At 60.6% G+C, this 20,886-nt stretch carries 19 protein-coding genes; 17 read left to right on the top strand and 2 right to left on the bottom strand.

The features are described from left to right. The first annotated feature begins 27 nt into the window (after positions 1–27). The 7 genes from IP76_RS00870 (at position 28) to IP76_RS00835 (ending at position 5,591) form a co-directional block, all read left to right on the top strand. Complete coding sequence (locus IP76_RS00870) at positions 28–333, top strand: integration host factor subunit beta (protein WP_054156280.1); 306 nt, start codon at positions 28–30, stop codon at positions 331–333. Positions 334–425: 92 nt separating this feature from the next. Further along, positions 426–770 carry a LapA family protein gene (locus tag IP76_RS00865; protein ID WP_054156279.1) on the top strand — a complete coding sequence of 115 codons (345 nt, stop codon included), beginning with the start codon at positions 426–428 and terminating at the stop codon, positions 768–770. A gap of 82 nt (positions 771–852) precedes the next feature. Next, a complete protein-coding gene (locus tag IP76_RS00860) occupies positions 853–1,986 on the top strand; it encodes a class I SAM-dependent methyltransferase (protein ID WP_054156278.1) in 1,134 nt (377 codons plus the stop codon). After that, positions 1,983–2,843: an RNA methyltransferase gene (locus IP76_RS00855; RefSeq protein WP_054156277.1), complete on the top strand. Its 861-nt coding sequence runs from the start codon at positions 1,983–1,985 to the stop codon at positions 2,841–2,843. Before IP76_RS00860 ends, IP76_RS00855 begins: the two co-directional genes overlap by 4 nt. Before the next feature lie 3 nt (positions 2,844–2,846). Next, a complete protein-coding gene (gene lspA, locus IP76_RS00850) occupies positions 2,847–3,338 on the top strand; it encodes a signal peptidase II (protein WP_054156276.1) in 492 nt (163 codons plus the stop codon). A 77-nt stretch (positions 3,339–3,415) separates the two neighbouring features. Next, entirely contained in the window at positions 3,416–4,297 is an 882-nt protein-coding gene (locus IP76_RS00845; protein ID WP_054156275.1) for a GNAT family N-acetyltransferase, read from the top strand. Between the two features lie 376 nt (positions 4,298–4,673). Next, positions 4,674–5,591 (top strand): LysR substrate-binding domain-containing protein, encoded by a 918-nt coding sequence (locus tag IP76_RS00835; RefSeq protein ID WP_054156273.1) that lies wholly within the window; start codon positions 4,674–4,676, stop codon positions 5,589–5,591. A 26-nt stretch (positions 5,592–5,617) separates the two neighbouring features. Here the strand turns inward: IP76_RS00835 and IP76_RS00830 are convergent, their stop codons facing one another. After that, a complete protein-coding gene (locus IP76_RS00830) occupies positions 5,618–7,903 on the bottom strand; it encodes an NADP-dependent malic enzyme (RefSeq protein WP_054156272.1) in 2,286 nt (761 codons plus the stop codon). Positions 7,904–8,101: 198 nt separating this feature from the next. Between IP76_RS00830 and mutS the strand changes: the two genes are divergently transcribed. From mutS to murJ, 3 genes are all read left to right on the top strand, one after another. Further along, positions 8,102–10,753, top strand: a complete 2,652-nt coding sequence (gene mutS / locus IP76_RS00825) for a DNA mismatch repair protein MutS (RefSeq protein ID WP_245281354.1) — start codon at positions 8,102–8,104, stop codon at positions 10,751–10,753. A gap of 91 nt (positions 10,754–10,844) precedes the next feature. Continuing rightward, entirely contained in the window at positions 10,845–13,670 is a 2,826-nt protein-coding gene (locus tag IP76_RS00820) for a [protein-PII] uridylyltransferase (RefSeq protein ID WP_054156270.1), read from the top strand. Positions 13,671–13,672: 2 nt separating this feature from the next. Then, positions 13,673–15,265: a murein biosynthesis integral membrane protein MurJ gene (murJ, locus tag IP76_RS00815; protein WP_054156269.1), complete on the top strand. Its 1,593-nt coding sequence runs from the start codon at positions 13,673–13,675 to the stop codon at positions 15,263–15,265. On the opposite strand, the gene IP76_RS00810 is transcribed toward murJ, so the two are convergent. Then, positions 15,256–15,678, bottom strand: a complete 423-nt coding sequence (locus tag IP76_RS00810; protein WP_054156268.1) for a DUF882 domain-containing protein — start codon at positions 15,676–15,678, stop codon at positions 15,256–15,258. The two genes, murJ and IP76_RS00810, sit on opposite strands and share 10 nt — an antisense overlap. Positions 15,679–16,071: 393 nt before the next feature. On the opposite strand from IP76_RS00810, the gene trpS reads away from it, so the two are divergent. From trpS to IP76_RS00775, 7 genes are all read left to right on the top strand, one after another. Then, positions 16,072–17,136 carry a tryptophan--tRNA ligase gene (trpS, locus tag IP76_RS00805; protein WP_054156267.1) on the top strand — a complete coding sequence of 355 codons (1,065 nt, stop codon included), beginning with the start codon at positions 16,072–16,074 and terminating at the stop codon, positions 17,134–17,136. A gap of 72 nt (positions 17,137–17,208) precedes the next feature. Continuing rightward, complete coding sequence (locus tag IP76_RS00800; RefSeq protein ID WP_054156266.1) at positions 17,209–17,700, top strand: universal stress protein; 492 nt, start codon at positions 17,209–17,211, stop codon at positions 17,698–17,700. 98 nt (positions 17,701–17,798) lie between these two features. Then, positions 17,799–18,362: a NifU family protein gene (locus tag IP76_RS00795; protein ID WP_054156265.1), complete on the top strand. Its 564-nt coding sequence runs from the start codon at positions 17,799–17,801 to the stop codon at positions 18,360–18,362. Positions 18,363–18,407: 45 nt separating this feature from the next. Beyond that, entirely contained in the window at positions 18,408–19,055 is a 648-nt protein-coding gene (tsaB, locus tag IP76_RS00790) for a tRNA (adenosine(37)-N6)-threonylcarbamoyltransferase complex dimerization subunit type 1 TsaB (protein WP_054156264.1), read from the top strand. Between the two features lies 1 nt (position 19,056). Further along, entirely contained in the window at positions 19,057–19,554 is a 498-nt protein-coding gene (locus IP76_RS00785; RefSeq protein ID WP_054156263.1) for a GNAT family N-acetyltransferase, read from the top strand. Between the two features lie 44 nt (positions 19,555–19,598). Then, positions 19,599–20,027, top strand: a complete 429-nt coding sequence (locus IP76_RS00780; protein WP_054156262.1) for a Fur family transcriptional regulator — start codon at positions 19,599–19,601, stop codon at positions 20,025–20,027. A gap of 30 nt (positions 20,028–20,057) precedes the next feature. Next, positions 20,058–20,858, top strand: coding sequence for a 1-acyl-sn-glycerol-3-phosphate acyltransferase (locus IP76_RS00775; protein ID WP_054156261.1), 801 nt, complete (start codon positions 20,058–20,060; stop codon positions 20,856–20,858). Positions 20,859–20,886 lie beyond the last annotated feature (28 nt).

Raw genomic sequence — 20,886 nt, 5'->3', positions numbered from 1 at the left:
CACAACAGGTATGGGCAGGGGGTCCGCGTGATTAAGTCGGAATTGGTGCAGATCGTCGCGGCCCGCAATCCGCATCTATATCATCGTGACGTTGAGAATATCGTCAATGCCGTGCTGGACGAGATCACCGATGCGCTGGCCGGCGGAAATCGCGTCGAGCTGCGTGGGTTCGGTGCCTTTTCGGTGAAGAATCGTCCGTCGCGCTCCGGACGCAATCCACGGACCGGCGAAACGGTATTCGTTGAAGAAAAGTGGGTGCCTTTCTTCAAGACGGGCAAGGAACTGCGCGAACGGCTCAATCCGGGCATGGGCGATGACGACGACGAGGCGTGACGCCTTTTCGCATTGAAAATTTCCTCCCCGACTTTACCTTGGGGCAAACGAGGGCTCGGATCGGGCCCTCGAGCCGTTCTGGGAGACTTTAGATGATACGCAGATTGCTGACCCTTCTGGTTGTCCTGCCGCTCGGCCTGGTGCTGATCGTGCTCTCTGTGGCCAATCGGCAATCCGTGCGCCTGGCCCTCAATCCCTTCGATCCGGCAGACCCCGCTCTTTCCGTGGCGTCCCCACTCTTCGTGCTGCTGATCCTCGCGGTCATGCTCGGCGTGGTGATTGGTGCAGCCGTCATCTGGTTCTCGCAGGGCAAGCATCGCAAGCAAGCCCGGACGCAGTCCCGCGTGGCCGCCCAGTGGCAGGCGGAGGCCGATCGGCAGAAGAACCGTGCCGAGCAGATTGCGGGTGCCGGGCTCCCAGCCCTCGAGGCGAAGTAGCGATCGGCAAAACAGCTTTGCGCAATTTCCCCGCGATGCTATGGGCAGGCGGAATTGCAATAAAAGCCACGGATAGGATCAGGTGAAGGACAAGCAACGGCGCCCGGGCGCGAAGCCATTCGAAGCCGGAAAGGCGAAGGGACGCGGCAACGACAAGCCGTACGCCGGCAGGCCGGGTGCGAACCACACGCGTGCGCTGAAATCCGCTTCCTCAGACGCGGCATCCCGCGCGAAGGTGGCGGCGGCCCCTGATGCAGCCGCAGCCACAGAGCCGCAGCGATTGCTCACCCGTAGAACCGGCGACCTACCCGCAGAGCGCGTTCCGCTGATCCTGGAATCCACCGGAGCTGGCGATTTCCACCTGATTGACAGCGGCGACGGTCTCAAGTTCGAGCGCTACGGATCCTACAGCATCGTGCGCCCGGAAGCGCAGGCCCTGTGGCAGAAGTCGCTGCCGGCCCATGTCTGGGACAAGGCGGATGCGGTTTTCACAGGCGATACCGACGAAGATGGCATGGGTCGCTGGCGTTTCCAGCGTGAGGCTCTTGGTGAAACCTGGCCGCTGTCTTTGCTGGACATTGATTTTCACGGCCGTTTCACCGCGTTTCGCCATGTCGGCGTCTTCCCTGAGCAGATCGCTCACTGGTCGTGGATGAAGCAGCGGATCGAGGAGGCCGGGCGTCCGCTGAAGGTCCTGAACCTCTTCGGCTATACCGGCGTTGCCTCGCTCGTCGCGGCTGCTGCCGGTGCCGAGGTGACGCATGTTGATGCGTCGAAAAAGGCAATCGGCTGGGCACGCGAAAATCAGTCGCTGAGCCGGCTCGACAAGGCGCCGATCCGCTGGATCTGCGAGGATGCGATGAAGTTCATCCTGCGGGAGGAGCGCCGCGGCAACCACTATGACATCATCCTGACCGATCCGCCGAAATTCGGCCGTGGCCCGAATGGCGAGGTCTGGCACCTCTTCGATCACCTGCCGCTAATGCTCGATGTTTGCCGCGAATTGCTGGCCCCGAAGGCCGTTGGCCTCGTCCTGACCGCCTATTCGATCCGCGCCAGCTTCTATTCGATCCACGAACTGATGCGCGAGACGATGCGCGGCAAGGGCGGCCTGGTCGAGTCCGGGGAGCTTGTGATCCGCGAGGCAGGCCTTGACGGCAAGACGCCGGGCCGCGCCCTTTCGACCTCTCTTTACAGCCGCTGGGTGCCGAAATGACTGACGACTACCGCCACGATGGACCGCGCCGGGTTGGGCAGGTGAAGGAGGTCACCAGCCTCGCCAATCCGATCATCAAGGACATAAAGGCCCTCTCGTTGAAGAAGGCGCGCGACGAGAGCCGAACCTTCCTGGCGGAGGGGCTCAAGCTTGTGATCGATGCGCTCGATCGCGGCTGGACAATCCGCACCCTCGTCTATGCGAAGGCTGGCAAGGGCAAGCCGCTGGTCGAGAAGGTTGCCGCCCGCACGGTCGCGTCTGGTGGTCTGGTGCTTGAGGTCAATGACAAGGTCATGTCGTCGATCACGCGCCGCGAAAACCCGCAAATGGTCGCGGCCGTCATCGAGCAGCGCTGGACCGCGCTCAAGGATGTGAAACCCAAGGAGAACGAGACCTGGATCGCGCTCGACCGCGTACGGGATCCCGGCAATCTGGGTACTATCATCCGAACCGCAGATGCCGCCGGTGCAGCCGGCGTCATTCTGGTGGGCGACAGCACCGATCCGTTTTCACTCGAAACAGTGCGTGCGACCATGGGTTCGATGTTCGCTCTGCCGCTCGTCAAGACCACGGTTGCCGACTTCCTGAAGTGGAAGAAATCGGTCGATGCGCGCCTCGTCGCCACCCATCTCGCCGGTGCTGTTGATTATCGCACGATCGACTACCGGTCGAAGCCGGTCATCCTGATGATGGGTAATGAGCAGTCTGGCTTGCCGGATGAGCTGGCGGGAGCGGCAGACAAGCTCGCGCGCATTCCACAGGTCGGAACGGCGGATTCGCTTAATCTGGCAGTGGCCACCGGCGTGATGCTGTTCGAGGTGCGTCGGCACCTGCTGACCCTCGATGGAGCGAAGTAAAGCATGCTTGCCGTTTTCAACCGGCCGCTGCCGGTCATCCTGTTTATTGGTATAGCCCTTCTGCTCGACCAGGCGATCAAGTATGCGGTGGAGATCTATCTGCCGATGCACGAACTGGTTCCCGTGCTCCCGTTCTGGGCCCTTTATCGAACCCACAATCTCGGCGTTGCCTTCTCCATGTTGTCGCATCTCGACGGCTGGTTCATCGTCGGCATGCGCCTCACCATCGTTGCCTTCGTGCTCTGGCTCTGGCGGAAGACGGCTGCGGATCAGCATTTCGCCCATCTCGGCTTTGCCATGATTATCGCGGGGGCGCTTGGCAACCTGATCGACCGGTTCACTTACGGCTACGTGGTCGACTATATCCTGTTCTACACGGATACTTGGTCCTTCGCGGTCTTCAATCTGGCCGACATTTTTATTACACTCGGCGCCGGCTGCATTGTTATTGACGAAATCATCCAGCATCGTCGGCCCAAGACGCCCAAGGCATGATCCGGGCCGGCGTCTCTGTCACTTTCCTGTAGCAGTTGCGTGTTTAAAGGCGGCTGACGACAACGCGGATGGGTTGAATGAGCATGGACCTGATCGACCGAAACATGGTTCTCGAAGCCAGTGCGGCAGCGCCGCTCGTCCGCCCCGACACGCGTGAGGTTCTGGGAAGGATCGGCAGCCTGGAAACGCGGCTTGCCCGGTCTGAGCGCGAGATCGATGCGGCTCAGGCCGTTCGCTACCGTGTTTTCGTCGAGGAGATGAAGGCGCAGGTCGATCCTGATTGCGCGCGCCGTCAGCGGGATGTCGATAGCTGGGACGGTCTCTGCGACCACCTGCTGGTCCTTGATCGCTCGATTGAGGGCGATGCGGAAGATCAGGTCGTCGGCACCTATCGTCTGCTACGCCATGAAGTGGCCAAGGCCAATGGCGGCTTCTATTCTGGCTCCGAATTCAACGTTGATCCGCTTGTCGCACGCCATCCCGGCAAGCGTTTCATGGAACTGGGTCGCTCCTGCGTTCTGCCGCAATATCGCACCAAACGCACCGTCGAGCTGCTCTGGCAGGGCTGCTGGGCCTATGCGCTGCAGCACCGTATCGATGCGATGTTCGGCTGCGGCTCCTTCCCCGGTGTGCGTCCGGAAGAGCACGCGCTCGCCCTCTCGTTCCTCTACCACAATGCTGTCGCCAAGGGTGATTGGGCGGTCGATGCTCTGCCGCATCTTCACCGTGAAATGGACCTTATGCCCGAGGAAGCGATCAATGCGCGCCGGGCGCTCTTTGCCATGCCGCCCTTGATCAAGGGTTATCTGCGCCTTGGTGCCATGATTGGTAATGGCGCAGTCGTTGATCAGGCCTTCAATACGACCGACGTTTTGATTATTCTGCCGATCGCCAGCATTTCTGGCCGCTACGTCAATTATTACGGTGCCGACGCCGGTCGTTTCGCAAGCGCCAGCTAAGTGTTCTGCTCACCCCGCGCAGATGCGGGGATCTTGCCGTGCGTTAAGCGAGGCAGGTATTTTGGGTGGGCTCTGTGCAGCCGCGTGTAGCCTGGCTGGAACGTCATTCATCCGCACCGGCAACTCCGGTACCATCGGCATGTCAGCGAGTTCCCTCGGGCTCATCTGCAGAAGGGCGGGGTGCCCTGACGGGTTGTGCCGCCAGTCCTGCTTGTAACAGGTCAAAAAAGCTGACTGCTTTGTCCAGAAAAACTTGAACATGATCTTGCCTCCTGCGCGCGGCTTCTGGCGAAGTCGGTTTCAATGAGGTCTTATTTCTGCTTCTATCGCTGACAATTCAATTGAGTTTTGTCTGGGTCGACTATAGCTTTTCTATATGAAAGCGCTCAATCACGTCCATCTCAACGGTCTGCGCGCGGTCGAGGCCGTGGCACGCCTCGGTTCGCTGCAAGCCGCCGCTGACGAGCTTGGCGTTTCGATCGGCGCCATCAGTCAGCAGGTGATCAAGACCGAGAAACAACTGGGCCGAACTCTGTTCGAGCGCACCAGCCGGGGCATGGTCCCGGCCGAAACTGCCACCGATATCCTGGCCCGGCTCTCCGATGGTTTTCGTCACCTGTCCGCCTCCGTCGCTCTGGCGCGCCGGAACGACGACAGCATGCTGACCATTTCCGTCGCCCCGGTCTTTGCCGCGCGCTGGCTTGTCCATCGCATCTCCGATTTCTCCGAGGCGTTTCCGGAGATCAGCCTGCGTATCGATGCGAACGACCGGCTCACGGATGCCGCGCAGACGGATGTCGATCTGCGTATCCGGGTGGGGCGTGGGCATTGGTCCGGGTTCAAGGCGGAACTGATCCTGCAGCAGCGCGTGGTGCCGGTCTGTACGCCCGCCATGGCGGCTTCACTCCGCCGGCCCGCCGATATCCTAGACCTGCCAAAGGTTATTGATGGCCGCGCCATGTTTGCCTGGGATGTCTGGCTTTCGGCCGTTGGCCTGGCCGGGGCCGAGATCAAGGCGCGCCATAGCTTCAGCGAGGCTTCGCTTTGCCTCGATGCCGCCATTGCCGGGCAGGGCGTGATGCTGGCCTGGCAGACGCTGGCGTCACATCAGTTGCAGTATGGCCAATTGGTCGCCCCGTTTGGCCCGGCGGTCAAAACCGGCTTTGGCCACTACTTCGTCACTGCGGAGAATGCCCGTCGCAGCAACCAGGTCGAGAAGTTCAAGCGCTGGCTGCGCCAGGAGATCGAAGTTGACATGGAGCGGCTCGCAAAAGCCGCTCCGGTGTTCGCCTGAGGCATTTCCAGCAAAATGCGCCTTAATCAGACGGCCGCATTATAGGCCGCAATCGCCGCCATGTTGACGATGTCGCTGTCCTTGGCCCCCATCTGGGCGATCTGGACTGATTTTTCCAGCCCGATCAAGAGCGGTCCCATGACGGTCAGCCCGCCCAGTTCCTGCAGCATCTTGGTTGAGATCGCTGCCGAATGGATTGCCGGCATGACGAGAACATTCGCCGTGCCCGAGAGGCGGCAGAACGGATACTGCTCCATTCGGTGGCTGTTGAGCGCCACGTCAGCCCCCATCTCGCCGTCATATTCGAAGGAGACGCCCCGCCGGTCGAGGATCTTGACCGCTTCCCGAACCCGTTCGGAGCGCTCACCGGTTGGATGGCCGAAGGTGGAATAGGCAAGCAACGCCACCCGCGGCTCGAGCCCGAGCCGATGCGCGACACCGGCCGCTTCTTCGGCAATATCAGCCAGTTCATCGGCTGTCGGCATGTCGTGAACGGCGGTATCCGCCACCACGATCGTCCGTCCGCGCGCCAGCGCCAGCGATACGCCGATCACCCGGTGCCCGGCGGCTGTATCGATGCAGCGGCGCACGTCTTCGAGCGCTGTCGAGTAGTTGCGCGTCGTGCCCGTCACCATTGCATCGGCATCGCCGAGCGCCACCATGCAGGCGGCAAAGTGATTGCGGTCTGTGTTGATCAGCCGCTGTGCGTCGCGATGCAGGTAGCCCTTCCGCTGCAGGCGGGCATAGAGATATTCGGTATAGGCTTCGACCCGCGTCGAGACACGAGCATTGACCACCTCGATACCCGGTCGGTCGAGATCGATGCCGGCCCGTTCCGCCGTTGCCTTCAATGGCTCGTCGCGGCCGAGCAGGATGGCAGTGCCGAGCCCCTGATTGGCGAAGGCAATCGCTGCACGCATCACCTGTTCCTCTTCGCCTTCGGCAAAGACGACGCGCTTCGGATGGCTGCGGACATGTTCGTAGATCCGTTGCGTGGCAGCCGCGATCGGATCGCGTCTCGCGGAGAGTTCATGCGCATAGGCACCGAGATCGTCGATCGCTTTGCGCGCTACGCCGCTTTCCATAGCGGCGCGGGCCACTGCAACCGGGATGGCCGATATCAGACGCGGATCGAAGGGGACAGGAATGATGTACTGCGCCCCGAAGCGCGGACGCTGGCCCTGATAGGCTGCTGCCACATCGTCAGGCACGTCTTCGCGGGCCAGATCGGCCAGGGCCCGGACGGCCGCGATCTTCATCGCGTCGTTGATCTGGCTTGCCCGCACGTCGAGTGCGCCGCGGAAGATATAGGGAAAGCCGAGAACGTTGTTGACCTGGTTCGGATAGTCCGAGCGCCCCGTCGCCATGATCGCGTCGGAACGGATCTCGGCCACTTCCTCCGGTGTGATTTCCGGGTCCGGATTGGCCATCGCGAAGATGATCGGGTTCGGCGCCATCGAGGCGATCATGTCGGCAGACAGTGCGCCCTTCTGCGAAAGGCCGAATACCACGTCGGCACCCACCATGGCCTCGCGCAGTGTCCGTCGGTCGGTCTTCACCGCATGTGCCGACTTCCACTGGTTCATGCCTTCGGTGCGGCCCTGGAAGATGACGCCCTTGGTGTCGCAGAGAATGATGTTTTCGCCATTGAAGCCCATGGCCTTGATCAGCTCAATGCAGGCAATCGCGGCAGCACCCGCGCCGTTGCAGACCAGCTTTGTCGTCTTGAAGTCGCGCCCGGTCAGTTTGAGTGCGTTGATCAGGCCAGCTGCCGCAATGATCGCCGTACCATGCTGGTCGTCATGGAAGACTGGGATGTCCATCAGTTCGCGCAGTCGGCTCTCGATGATGAAGCAGTCAGGCGCCTTGATGTCTTCGAGATTGATGCCGCCGAAGGAGGGTCCGAGATAGCGCACGCAGTTGATGAACTCGTCGACGTTCTCCGTATCGACCTCAAGGTCGATCGAATCGACATCGGCAAAGCGCTTGAAGAGAACCGACTTGCCTTCCATGACCGGCTTTGAGGCAAGGGCCCCGAGATTGCCGAGGCCGAGAATGGCCGTGCCGTTCGAAATGACGGCGACCATGTTTCCGCGGGTCGTGTAGTCATAGGCCGTGGCGGGATTGGCTGCGATGGCTTTCACGGGAACCGCGACGCCGGGGGAATAGGCCAGAGACAGGTCGCGCTGGGTAGCCATGGGTTTGGTCGGGGTGATTTCCAGCTTGCCTGGTCGGCCCTGGGAGTGAAAGTCCAGGGCTTCCTGTTCCGTCACCGAGACTTTCGTCCGACCGGTTTTCGTCTCGCTCGTCATTCGTTCTCTCACCTAGCTGTGGGCAGCGGGCGTTCGCCGGCCCATCATGGTTGTTTTTCCGCGCCTTGAGCCGTTAGTGTTGCACGACTTTATCTCCAAGAAAACATTGAGCCCGTGACGCTATATCAAGCCGCCCACAGCGAGGTGCTGAACGTTGCAGAGCTGACCTCCGAGGAAAGCCGCGCATCTGCCACTCCGATGATGGAGCAATACATCGAGATCAAGGCCGCCAACCCCGGCAGCCTTCTCTTCTATCGCATGGGCGATTTTTACGAGCTCTTCTTCGAAGATGCCGTTGATGCCTCCCGCGCGCTCGGCATCACGCTCACCAAGCGGGGCCAGCATCTTGGCCAAGAGATCCCGATGTGTGGCGTGCCGGTTCATGCCGCCGATGACTATCTGCAAAAGTTGATCAGTCTCGGCTTCCGGGTTGCCGTCTGCGAACAGATCGAAGATCCGGCAGAGGCGAAGAAGCGCGGTTCGAAATCTGTCGTCAAGCGTGATGTTGTCCGGCTCGTGACACCGGGCACGATCACCGAGGACAAGCTCCTTTCGCCTTTCGAATCCAATTATCTAATGGCGCTGGTGCGTATTCGCGGCGGATCTGCTCCGCAGCTGGCGCTCGCCTGGATCGACATCTCGACCGGCATTTTCCGCCTCGCCGAAACCACGGAGACTCGGCTTCTCGCCGACATCTTGCGCATCGAACCGCGCGAACTGATCGTGCCCGACACGTTGTTTTACGATGAAGAGTTGAAGCCAGCCTTCGACGTGCTGGGCCGCGTGGTCGTGCCGCAGCCAGCCGTGCTCTTCGATAGCGCCAGCGCCGAGGGGCGCATTGCCCGCTATTTTGGTGTCAGCACTCTGGAAGGTTTCGGCAGTTTCTCCCGCGCTGAGATTGCAGCGGCCGCCGCCGCCGTGGCCTATGTCGAAAAAACGCAGATTGCCGAGCGTCCGCCGCTTGGCTTGCCCGAGCGCCAGAATGCCGCCTCGACGCTGTTCATCGACCCCGCGACCCGCGCCAATCTCGAATTGGTGAAGACGCTGTCGGGCGAGCGCAATGGCTCGCTGTTGAAAGCGATCGACCGCACGGTCACCGGCGGCGGAGCGCGTTTGCTGGCCGAGCGGCTGATGTCGCCGCTTACCGATCCGGAGGCGATTGCCGAACGCCAGGATTCAATCGCCTGCCTGCTCGCCGACAGCCTTCTGGTTGACCGGTTGCGCGATGCGCTGAAGCGCGTGCCCGATATGCCCCGTGCATTGTCGCGTCTGGCGCTCGACCGTGGTGGCCCACGCGATCTGGGCGCGATTGTCGCTGGCCTGGCCGCTGCTGCCGATGTCGCCCGTCTTGTTGATCCTGCAAATGTTCCGAAAGAACTGGCCGATGCGTTGGCAGATCTGCTTGGTCTGCCGGTCGATCTCGCGCCCAATCTTTCGGCAACACTGGCGGACGAACTGCCGCTGCTAAAGCGCGATGGCGGCTTCCTGCGTGATGGTGCCCTCGCTGAACTCGATGAGTTGCGCGCGCTTCGTGACCAGTCGCGCCGGGTGATTGCCGGCCTGCAGCTGCAATATGCCGAGGAAACCGGGATCAAATCGCTGAAGATCAAGCACAACAATGTGCTCGGCTACTTCATCGAAGTCACTGCCGGCAATGCCGGTCCGATGACGGATAGCGACGAAGCCAAGGGGCGCTTCATCCATCGGCAGACCATGGCGAATGCCATGCGGTTTACCACCACTGAACTCGCCGATCTCGAAAGCCGCATCGCCAATGCTGCCGGTCAGGCGCTCGCGCTAGAGCTTGCGGCCTTTGACCAGATGGTCGCGCAGGTGATCGCCGCCGCCGAACCGATCAAGGCGGCAGCCCGCGCTCTTGCCACCATCGATGTCGCAGCTGGTCTTGCGGCTTTGGCGGAGGAGCAGGGCTATTGCCGTCCCTTGGTCGACGATTCGAGAATGTTCGCCATCACAGCCGGCCGTCATCCGGTGGTCGAGCAGGCTTTGCGCCGCCAAGCAGCAAGCCCGTTTATCGCCAATGATTGCGACCTTTCACCCTCTGATACCAAAGGCCCCGGTGCCATCTGGCTGCTGACTGGCCCCAACATGGGCGGTAAATCGACCTTCCTGCGTCAGAACGCACTGATCGCCATCCTCGCCCAGATGGGGGCCTTCGTGCCCGCCGGCGCCGCCCATATCGGCGTGGTCGATCGGCTCTTTTCCCGCGTAGGCGCTTCCGACGATCTGGCCCGTGGCCGCTCCACCTTCATGGTCGAGATGGTCGAAACAGCCGCAATTCTCAACCAGGCAACGGATCGCTCGCTGGTCATCCTCGACGAAATCGGCCGCGGTACCGCCACCTTTGATGGCTTGTCCATCGCTTGGGCAGCGGTCGAGCACTTGCACGAGGCAAACCGCTGCCGTTCGCTTTTCGCCACCCACTTCCACGAGCTGACGGCGCTGTCGGAAAAGCTCGCCCGGATGTCCAACGTTACCATGCGGGTCAAGGAATGGGACGGCGATGTGATCTTCCTGCACGAGGTCGGACCCGGTGCCGCTGATCGCTCCTATGGCATCCAGGTCGCGCGCCTTGCCGGCTTGCCGGCGGCTGTTGTCGCCAGGGCGAGGGAGGTTTTGACACGCCTTGAAGACAGCGATCGCAAGAACCCGGCTGCGCAATTGATCGACGATCTGCCACTGTTCCAGGTCGCGGTGCGCCGCGAGGAGATCGCAAAGGCGGGGCCGTCGAAGATCGAAGAAGCGCTACGTTCGCTTGATCTGGACGACCTGACGCCGCGTCAGGCGTTGGACGCGCTCTATGATCTGAAGAAACAACTTGGCAAGCCTTGATCTCTAGAGTGGCTGTCAAAGGCGCTCAAAAAGCGCTATAGCGCCACCAAATCCGGGCTGATTCCCGGGCAGCAGAGAGCATGCCGCGCCAATGGCCAAAGCAGACCTTTCCTTCGACGAGCTTCTCGATGTCCAGGCCTTGAAGGCGTCCTGCCAGGCGGTGGTCGGCGCCGGTTCCGGAAACCTGCTCGACACGCGAGCCAGATTGCTACCCGTGCTGAAGAAGGCGAGTGCCGATGCGCGTGAGCGAGCCCGTCTTCAGCTCCTTGAAGATGGAAGCGGCCTGCTCTGCGCCAACCGGATTTCCTGGATCCAGGATCAATTGATCACACTGATCTTCGATTTTGCCCGCAAGCATGTCTATTCGGACGGCATGGACGGTCTCGCAGTCGCAGCCGTCGGTGGTTACGGCCGCGGCACGCTGGCGCCGGGCTCCGATATTGACCTGCTATTCCTGTTGCCGCCAAAGGCCTCGCCGACCAAGCACAAGGCGGTGGAATTTGTCCTCTATCTCCTCTGGGATGTGGGCTTCAAGGTTGGCCATGCAACGCGCACGGTCGAGGAATGCATCCGTCTTTCCAAGTCCGACATGACCATCCGCACAGCGGTGCTCGAGACCCGCTTCGTCTGCGGCAATGAGGCGATCGTCGATGAGCTGACCGGGCGCTTTGACCAGGAAGTTACGACCGGCACGGCCCCCGAATTCATCGCAGCCAAGCTTGCCGAGCGCGATGAGCGCCATCGCAAGGCCGGTGACAGCCGCTATCTCGTCGAGCCAAACGTCAAGGAAGGCAAAGGCGGACTGCGGGATCTCCAGACCCTGTTCTGGATTGCCAAGTACAATTACCACGTCCGCGAAACCAGCGATCTGGTGCGTCTGGGTGTTCTCTCGCGCCAGGAATTGCGGCTGTTCCACAAGGCTGACGATTTCCTCTGGGCCGTGCGCTGCCATATGCACTATCTGACGGGCAAGCCGGAGGAGCGCCTCTACTTCGACATCCAGCCCGAGATCGCCAAAAGCCTCGGCTATCAGGCGCGCCCCGGCCTGTCCGCCGTCGAGCGCTTTATGAAGCATTACTTCCTCGTGGCCAAGGACGTGGGCGATCTGACGCGCATCTTCTCGGCAGCGCTCGAGGACCAGCAGGCCAAAGCCGTGCCCGGCATTGGCGGAATGATTGGCCGCTTTGCCAACCGGCCGCGCAAGATTGCAGGTGCCAGCGAGTTCATCGATGATCGGGGCCGTATTGCGCTCGCCGATCCGGGTGTCTTCAAGAAGGACCCGATGTCGATCATGCGGCTCTTCCATGTGGCCGATCTCAACGGTCTTGAATTCCATCCGGATGCGCTGAAGGCCGTCACCCGGTCGCTGTCGCTGATCGACAATGATTTCCGTGAAAGCGAGGAGGCCAACCGCCTCTTCCTGTCTATCCTGACTTCGCGCAAGGACCCCGGCTTTATCCTTCGCCGGATGAACGAAGCCGGCGTTCTCGGCCGCTTCATTCCCGAGTTCGGCAAGATCGTGTCGATGATGCAGTTCAACATGTATCATCACTACACTGTCGACGAGCACCTCATCCGCACGCTGGAAGTCTTATCCGAGATCGATAAGGGCAAGGCGGAAGAGGCGCATCCGCTCGCCAACAAGCTGATGCCGGAGATCGAGGATCGCCAAACGCTCTATGTGGCGGTTCTGTTGCATGACATCGCCAAGGGCCGTCAGGAAGATCATTCGGTTGCCGGAGCCAAGGTCGCTCGCAAGCTTTGCCCGCGTCTCGGCCTTTCGCCCAAGCAGACCGAGATGGTCGCATGGCTGATTGACCAGCACCTGCTGATGTCGATGGTCGCCCAAACACGAGACCTGCACGACCGCAAGACGATCACCGATTTTGCCGAAAAAGTGCAATCGCTCGACCGCTTGAAGATGCTGTTGGTGCTGACGATCTGCGACATCCGGGCCGTCGGCCCGGGGGTCTGGAATGGCTGGAAAGGCCAGTTGCTCCGCACGCTTTATTACGAGACAGAATTGCTCCTGTCCGGCGGCTTCAGCCAGGTCTCCCGCAAGGAACGCGCCAAGCATGCTGCCGAAAGGCTTTCGACGGCGCTGGAAGGCTGGAGCCAGAAGGACCAGCGCACCTATACCAAGCTGCATTATGAGCCTTATCTGCTCTCGGTCGACTTCGAGGATCAGGTTCGTCACGCCAATTTCATCCGGGAATCGGACAAGGCGGGCAAGGCCTTGGCGACCATGGTGCGCACGCACCAATTCCACGCAATCACCGAAATCACGGTTCTGTCGCCCGACCATCCGCGCCTGTTGTCGATCATCGCCGGCGCCTGTGCCGCAGCCGGGGCCAATATCGCCGATGCCCAGATCTTCACGACGTCAGACGGCCGCGCTCTGGATACGATCCTGATCAACCGTGAATTCCCGATCGATGATGACGAAATGCGCCGTGCCGCGTCGATCAGCAAGATGATCGAGGACGTGCTCTCCGGCCGCAAGCGTCTGCCGGAGATGATCGCGACGCGCTCCAAGGGCAAGAAGAAGAACAAGACATTCCCCGTCCAGCCCGATGTACGGATTTCGAATGCCCTGTCGAACAAATTCACCGTCATTGAGGTCGAATGCCTCGACCGTATCGGCCTCCTGGCCGAGATCACGGCGGTCCTGTCCGATCTGTCGCTCGATATTCATTCCGCCCGCATCACCACCTTCGGCGAAAAGGTCATCGACACATTCTACGTCACAGATCTCGTTGGCCAGAAGGTGACGAATGAAAACCGGCAGGCGAATATCGGCAACCGGTTGAAGTCCGTCATGGTCGATCAGCCAGACGAACTCAGGGATAATATGCCCTCCGGCATCATCGCACAGCCACCCAGGGCGGCACCCTTACCGAAGAAGGCGCGAGCCTGAGAATGAGCCTTGTCAAGAAATTCATGACCGTCGGTGGCGCGACGCTCGGCAGCCGGGTCTTCGGTTTCGCCCGCGAAACCCTCATGGCCGCCGCCTTGGGCACGGGGCCCATCGCCGACGTCTTCTATGCTGCCTTCCGCTTTCCGAACCTCTTCCGTCGCCTCTTCGCTGAAGGGGCTTTCAATGCGGCCTTCGTGCCGCTCTTTGCGAAAGAGATTGAAGCGAACGGCATCGATGGCGCAAAGCGCTTCTCCGAGGAAGTCTTCGGGGTTCTCTTTTCGGTCCTGATGATCCTGACCATCGGCATGCAGTTGTCCATGCCGCTGCTGGTCGAGTGGATCATTGCGCCTGGTTTTGCCGATGATGCCGTGAAATTCGACCTGACGGTGCGCCTTGCGATCGTCATGTTCCCCTATCTTATGTGCATGTCGCTGACGGCCATGCTGAGCGGCATGCTGAATTCGCTGCATCACTTCTTCGCCGCGGCGATTGCGCCTGTCTTTCTCAATGTCCTGATGATTGCGGCCCTTGGCTGGTCGCTGTGGACTGGCTCTGACCCGGCAGCGACTGCCTGGGCCCTGTCGTGGTCGGTGCTGGCCGCAGGCCTTATGCAGCTTGCCGTCGTCTATCTCGGTGTGCGCCATGCCGGCATTCGCATCGGCTTCAAGCGGCCGCGATTCACGCCGAACGTCAAGCGTCTGCTGATCCTTGCTGTGCCCGCTGCGATCACTGGCGGCATCACCCAGATCAACCAGTTGATTGGCCAGGCCATCGCGTCGGGCAAGGAAGGCGCGATCTCGGCCCTTCAATATGCCGACCGCATCTATCAGCTTCCACTCGGCGTCGTCGGTGTTGCGGTTGCGGTCGTGCTCCTGCCGGAGTTGGCACGGGCACTCAAGGGCGGCCACATGAAGGAAGCGGCAAACCTTCAGAACCGATCGATCGAATTCGTCCTCTTCCTGACGTTGCCGGCAGCCGTGGGTATTTGGGTCCTGTCCGATGAGATCATTCGCGTGCTCTACGAGCGTGGCGCTTTCAGCGAACAGAACACCGCTGTCGTCGCGTCGATCCTCGCCATATACGGTCTCGGACTGCCGGGCTTCGTGCTGATCAAGGCGCTGCAGCCGGGCTACTATGCCCGCGAAGACACGAAAACGCCGATGCGCTTCACTATGGTCTCGGTGGCACTCAACACGGGCTTGGCACTTACCCTGTTCCCAATCTTCGAGGAAAGCGGCATCGCCATAGCAGAAGCCGCAGCCGGCTGGACCAATACGATCCTTCTGTTCTCGGTCCTCGTCTGGCGCAAGCATCTGATGTTCGAGTGGAGCCTTGTGACGCGCACTCTTCGCCTGCTCGTGGCGGCAGGCGTCATGGCTGCCATGCTCGTCTATGCCTCCGGAGAATTGAGTGCCTGGCTCACGCCACAGAGCCCGCTACTGCACCAGCTTCTGGCGCTGGGTGCCCTGATTGCCTTGGCAATGCCAGTCTATTTCGGCATCGCCTTTGCAATCGGCGGCGCCGATCTCGGCATGATCCGCCGGAACCTCAAGCGCAAGGCAAAGGCGCCAGCAGAACCCACCGATCAGCAGTAATTCCAGCGGCGCTGCGGTCCGATATCGACATGCACAATGCCATTGCAATAGCGGCCGATACCGCCGATGCCGGGCGCTCTGGCTGCTACGGCCACAATGGTCTTCTCGGAGACGCCCGGCACCCTGATATCGGCCGCGAGACAGTTGGAATGTTGCGACTTTCCAGCCCTTGGCCTGTGTCCGGAGGTCACGATTGGCTTCTTGCCAGTCTCCTTGGCAATGTGTGCCAGGATCGCCTTCAAGCGGTCGGGGAAGCAGGTTGCACGAACACTGACGCGCTGGAGCGTATAGGCGGCAGTGTAGTCGTGTTTCATGAAGAAGTGCTTCTTCTTCCGTATGTCTGTGGCTTGTGCGGGAACCGAAAGACTGGCCGCGAGGAAACAGCAGAGCGCTACGCGATACAATGTGCGCATTGAGAACCTTCTGGAATGGTTTTGTCGGAGCGAGCGAGCCAAGTCGCCGGCGGAAGGCTTTTATTCCGGAGAATGTGGCAAATTTGAAGTGTTTTGCTCAAGGCGTGCGCGGTTGCATCATTTATAGGCGCTCTGATGCATCTTGGAGGGGCTTGGCGGGGTTTCTCTAAGTGGCCGGATTGTTGAACGAAATTCGGTTCGAATTGTCACTTTCTGTGGCGGATGTCACACCGCGTGTGACCATTGTCATTTTTGCACTGCCAACCCCCTGAAATCGCGCTGGAACGAGATGCTTGCGGGGTTGGACGCTTGATCGCGGCCCCGGCTGCGTGCATAAGCCCTGACCGACACGATCTGTAGATCGGGCCCTCCACCAGCCTGTTGAGGACAACCATGACTGAGTTCAAGCCGCTGGTATTCTCCGGCGTTCAGCCCACCGGCAATCTCCATCTCGGCAATTACCTCGGTGCGATCCGCAAGTTTGTCGCGCTCCAGGAAAACAACGACTGCATCTATTGCGTCGTCGACCTGCATGCGCTGACGGCCCAACTCGTCCACGAGGACATGACGACCCAGATCCGTTCGATCACTGCGGCCTTCTTGGCTGCTGGCATCGATCCGAAGAAGCACATCGTCTTCAACCAGTCTCAGGTGCCGCAGCATGCGGAACTGGCTTGGATCTTCAATTGCGTCGCCCGCATCGGTTGGATGAACCGTATGACGCAGTTCAAGGATAAGGCCGGCAAGGACCGCGAACAGGCCTCGCTCGGCCTTTACGCCTATCCGAGCCTGATGGCAGCCGACATCCTGGTTTACCGTGCGACACATGTGCCGGTGGGAGAGGATCAGAAGCAGCATCTCGAACTCGCCCGCGACATCGCCATGAAGTTCAATCTGGACTTCAGGGAAAAGATCATGCCGACCGGCCTCGGTGTCGATATCACCGTGGGTGAAGAACCGGTGCATGCCTATTTTCCGATGGTCGAGCCCCTGATCGATGGTCCGGCGCCGCGCGTGATGAGCCTCAAGGACGGCACAAAGAAGATGTCGAAGTCCGATCCGTCGGATCTCTCGCGCATCAATTTGATGGATGATCAGGAGGCGATCTCGAAGAAGATCCGCAAGGCAAAGACCGATCCGGATGCGCTGCCGAGCGAGGCGGAAGGCCTGAAAGGCCGTCCCGAAGCTGACAATCTCGTTGGCATCTTTGCCGCGCTTGCCGACAGGTCCAAGGCGGACGTGCTTGCCGAATTCGGCGGACAGCAGTTCTCCGTCTTCAAGCCGGCGCTGATCGATCTTGCCGTCGAGGTTCTGGCGCCAATCAACGCTGAGATGCGCCGCCTTATGGAAGACCCTGCCCACATCGATGCCGTCCTGCGCGATGGTGGCGAGCGGGCAAGGGCACGGGCTGAAAAGACCATGAACGAAGTCCGCGACATCATCGGATTCGTGCGATAAGGTCTCGGCGCATGTGGGTCCGTCCGGAACCTGCATGCGTCATTCGATCTCAGTCCGGCTGCGGAGCTATGCATGGTTTCAACGCGTCTGTCACGTCTTGAAGGTCATCGCCGCAAGTTCATGGCGGTGATCGACAACACCCCGGAATGCTCCCGCGCCGTGCACTATGCCGGGCGACGCGCCAAGAATTCGAATGGTGGCCTGGTCCTGATCTACGTGATCCCGGAAGGCGATTTCCAGCAATGGCTCGGCGTTGAGGAGATCATGCGGGCGGAAGCGCGCGAAGAGGCCGAAGCGATCATGGCCAAGGCCGCACAGACGGTCCGCGAGACCATAGGCGTCGAGCCGGAAATCGTGATCCGTGAGGGCAGTGCCTTCAGCGAGATCAACACGCTGATCGAGGACGATCGCGATATTGCGATCCTCGTTCTGGCCGCCGGCTCGACCAAGGAAGGTCCCGGCCCGCTGGTCTCGATGATCGCCGGGCGGGGGGCAGCCTTCCCGATCCCGGTCACGGTCCTGCCGGACACGCTGACAAATGAAGAAATCGACGCCCTGTGCTAAGTCGACTGCCTGAGGCTCCTTGTCTTGAATAGTGACGAGGAAGCGACTATTTTGGAAATATTCTAAATTTGAGCGGCGTTTCACCCGCGGAGGCCACCATGTTCATCCAGACCGAAGCCACCCCCAATCCGGCGACCCTGAAATTCCTGCCCGGCAAGGTCGTCATGGACACCGGCACGGCAGAATTCCGCGACGTCGAAAGCGCCGGCGCCTCGCCACTGGCTTCGCGCATTTTTGCAATCCCCGGCGTCACCGGCGTCTTCTTCGGGTATGATTTCGTTACCGTCACCAAAGACGGTCCTGAATGGCAGCACCTCAAGCCCGCCATTCTCGGCACCATCATGGAGCATTTCATGAGCGGCGCGCCGGTCATGGGCTCTGCATCTTCGTCTGCCCAAACTGATAGCGATGAAGAGTTCTTTGACGCCGGTGATGAAACCATCGTCGCGACGATCAAGGAACTGCTTGAAACGCGGGTTCGCCCGGCCGTTGCCCAGGACGGTGGCGACATCACCTTCCGCGGCTTCAAGGACGGCAAGGTGTTCCTCAACATGAAGGGCTCCTGTGCCGGTTGCCCGTCGTCGACGGCAACGCTGAAGCACGGCGTGCAGAACCTTCTGCGTCATTTTGTGCCGGAAGTTCAGGAAGTCGAAGCCGTCTGAGACCCAAAAGGGAGCAGATGCGACGGGCCAAGAGCAGGGGATAGCATGATCGTTCTGGCGATCGACACAGCGGGTGTGGATTGCGCGGCAGCCGTTTATGACACGGACGCATGCACACTTCTGGCCAGCGTCAGCGAGACAATCGGTCGGGGGCATGCCGAGCGGCTGATGGCCATGATCGATGAGGCCCTGGATGCGGCCGGCCTCGAAATGGATGCCATTGGCCGGATCGGCGTGACTGTCGGCCCAGGCTCCTTCACGGGCATAAGGGTGGGCGTAGCCGCGGCTCGTGGTCTGGCACTGGCGCTTGGCGTCGAATGTGTCGGCGTGAACACGCTTGCCGTTCTTGCACACGCGGCACCCCCAAGTGATGAAACCGTCCTCGCCGCGATCAATGCCCATCGTGACGAAGTCTATGTTCAGGCCTTCCGCCAAGGGCAGCCTTCCGACGAGCCGGCGCTCGTGACTTTGGAAGATTACCTGGTCCTGGCAAAAGCGCCGGGACTGATAACCGTCGGTTCGGCGGCCTCTCTGCTGGTTGATCCGGAGGCTGAGACCTCGCCGGATCATTATCCGATCGCGATTGTCGCGCAGCTTGCTGCAGAGGCGAAAGCTCAGGGCAAGGCCAAGCCGCTTTATCTGCGTGGACCCGATGCGAAACCGCAGACGGGCTTTGCAGTTGCGAGAGCATGAGATGCGCGAGAGCCTATTTAGCCGACAGCCCGAATTTGAAATCGTCCCCATGGTCTCCGACCATTGCCGCTCTGTCGCCGAACTTCATGGACAGCGTTTTCCGCGTGCCTGGGGCGACGGCGAATTCTTGAGCCTCCTCCTCCAGCCGAATACGTTTGGCTTTGCCGCATGGCAGACGAATACGCTGATCTTCAAAGCGCCGCTCGCCGGTTTCGTACTTTCGCGCGAAGTGGCAGGCGAGGCGGAAATCCTGACGATCGCTGTTGCCGAGAATTATGGTCGCTATGGACTTGGTTGGCGGTTGATGCAGGCTGGTATGCGGGAAGCCCGCAATCGCGGCGGCGAGGCCATGTTCCTCGAAGTTGATGACGGCAATACCGCAGCCCTTGGTCTCTATCGCAAGCTGGGCTTCGAAAAAGCCGGCGAACGTCCGGCCTATTATACCGACGAAAATGGCCGCCGGTCCTCAGCGCTTGTCATGCGACGCGATCTTCGCTAACCGGTCGGTTGGACGAAGCGACGATATGCGGATATGCTGAACGAATGAAAGACGCCTTGAAATCGCTGGAAGTGCTGTGCGCCGAACGCGGCATGCGGATGACCGAGCAGCGTCGTGTGATCGCACGCATTCTCGAAGATTCGGACGATCATCCCGATGTCGAGGAATTGTATCGCCGCTCCTCACGCGTCGACGCCAAGATCTCGATTTCGACCGTTTATCGCACGGTGAAGCTGTTCGAAGATGCCGGTATCATCGAGCGTCACGACTTCCGTGACGGCCGCTCACGCTATGAAACGGTACCGGAAGAGCACCACGACCATCTCATCGACGTCAAGAACGGTACGGTGGTGGAATTTCACTCGCCGGAAATTGAAGCCTTGCAAGAGCGTATCGCCCGCGAACATGGTTTCCGCCTCGTCGGGCACCGTTTGGAACTTTACGGGATCGCGCTCTCCAAGGATGAGCAGTGACATCATGGCCGACCTGATGGTGAGGGCGTTTTGATCAACTGGGTGCGTGTCACCGTCCTCCTGTCGCTTCTTGTATTTTTGACGGCACTGCTTGTCCCGGTCCAATTGCTTGCCTTGAAATTCGATTGGCCGCTGCGCCGCCGGCTTCCACGCCTTTGGCATCGCTTCGCGCTTTACGCGCTCGCCATTCGCGTCATTCCCCACGGAACACTTGACCGCCGCCGGCCCCTTATGGTCGCGGCCAACCATGCGTCCTGGAAAGATATCCTGGTGCTTGGTTCGCTGGCGGATGTGGCCTTTATCGCCAAGACGGAGGTTGCCGGCTGGCCGGTATTTGGCGCGCTGGCGCGCCTGCAAAAGACGATCTTCGTCGTGCGTGAGGAAAAGCGCCGCACCGGCGAACAGGTCAATGAGATTGCCGCTCGTATGGCCGATGGAGAAATCATCGTCCTGTTCCCCGAGGGAACAACATCGGACGGCAATCGCATACTAGGGCTCAAATCATCGTTGTTCGGGGCTGCGGCTGCGGCCCTCCCGAAGGAGGGCGATGGTGTTGTCCATGTCCAGCCGGTTGCCATTGCTTATACCCGCGTGCAAGGTCTGCCGCTCGGTCGATATCATCGACCAATCGCCGGCTGGCCCGGTGATGTGGGCCTTTTGCCCCACCTGATCGGCGTGTTGCGGGCCGGCGCCCTGGATGTCGACGTGACCTTCGGCGAGACCATCGATTTTCGCCGGGGTGAAAGTCGCAAGGCCCTCACACTGCAGACCGAGAGCCAGTTGCGAGGCATGCTGCTCGCCCATCTGCGAGGCCGCTTCAAGCGCCGCTAGACCTTTGCTACGAGAGTCCTGATTTTTT

It is taken from the genome of Rhizobium sp. AAP43 (assembly GCF_001296045.1).
Classification (GTDB): Bacteria; Pseudomonadota; Alphaproteobacteria; order Rhizobiales; family Rhizobiaceae; genus Allorhizobium.
The sequence above is the reverse complement of the archived record's forward strand: the minus strand, read 5'-3'. Positions and strand labels throughout refer to the sequence as shown.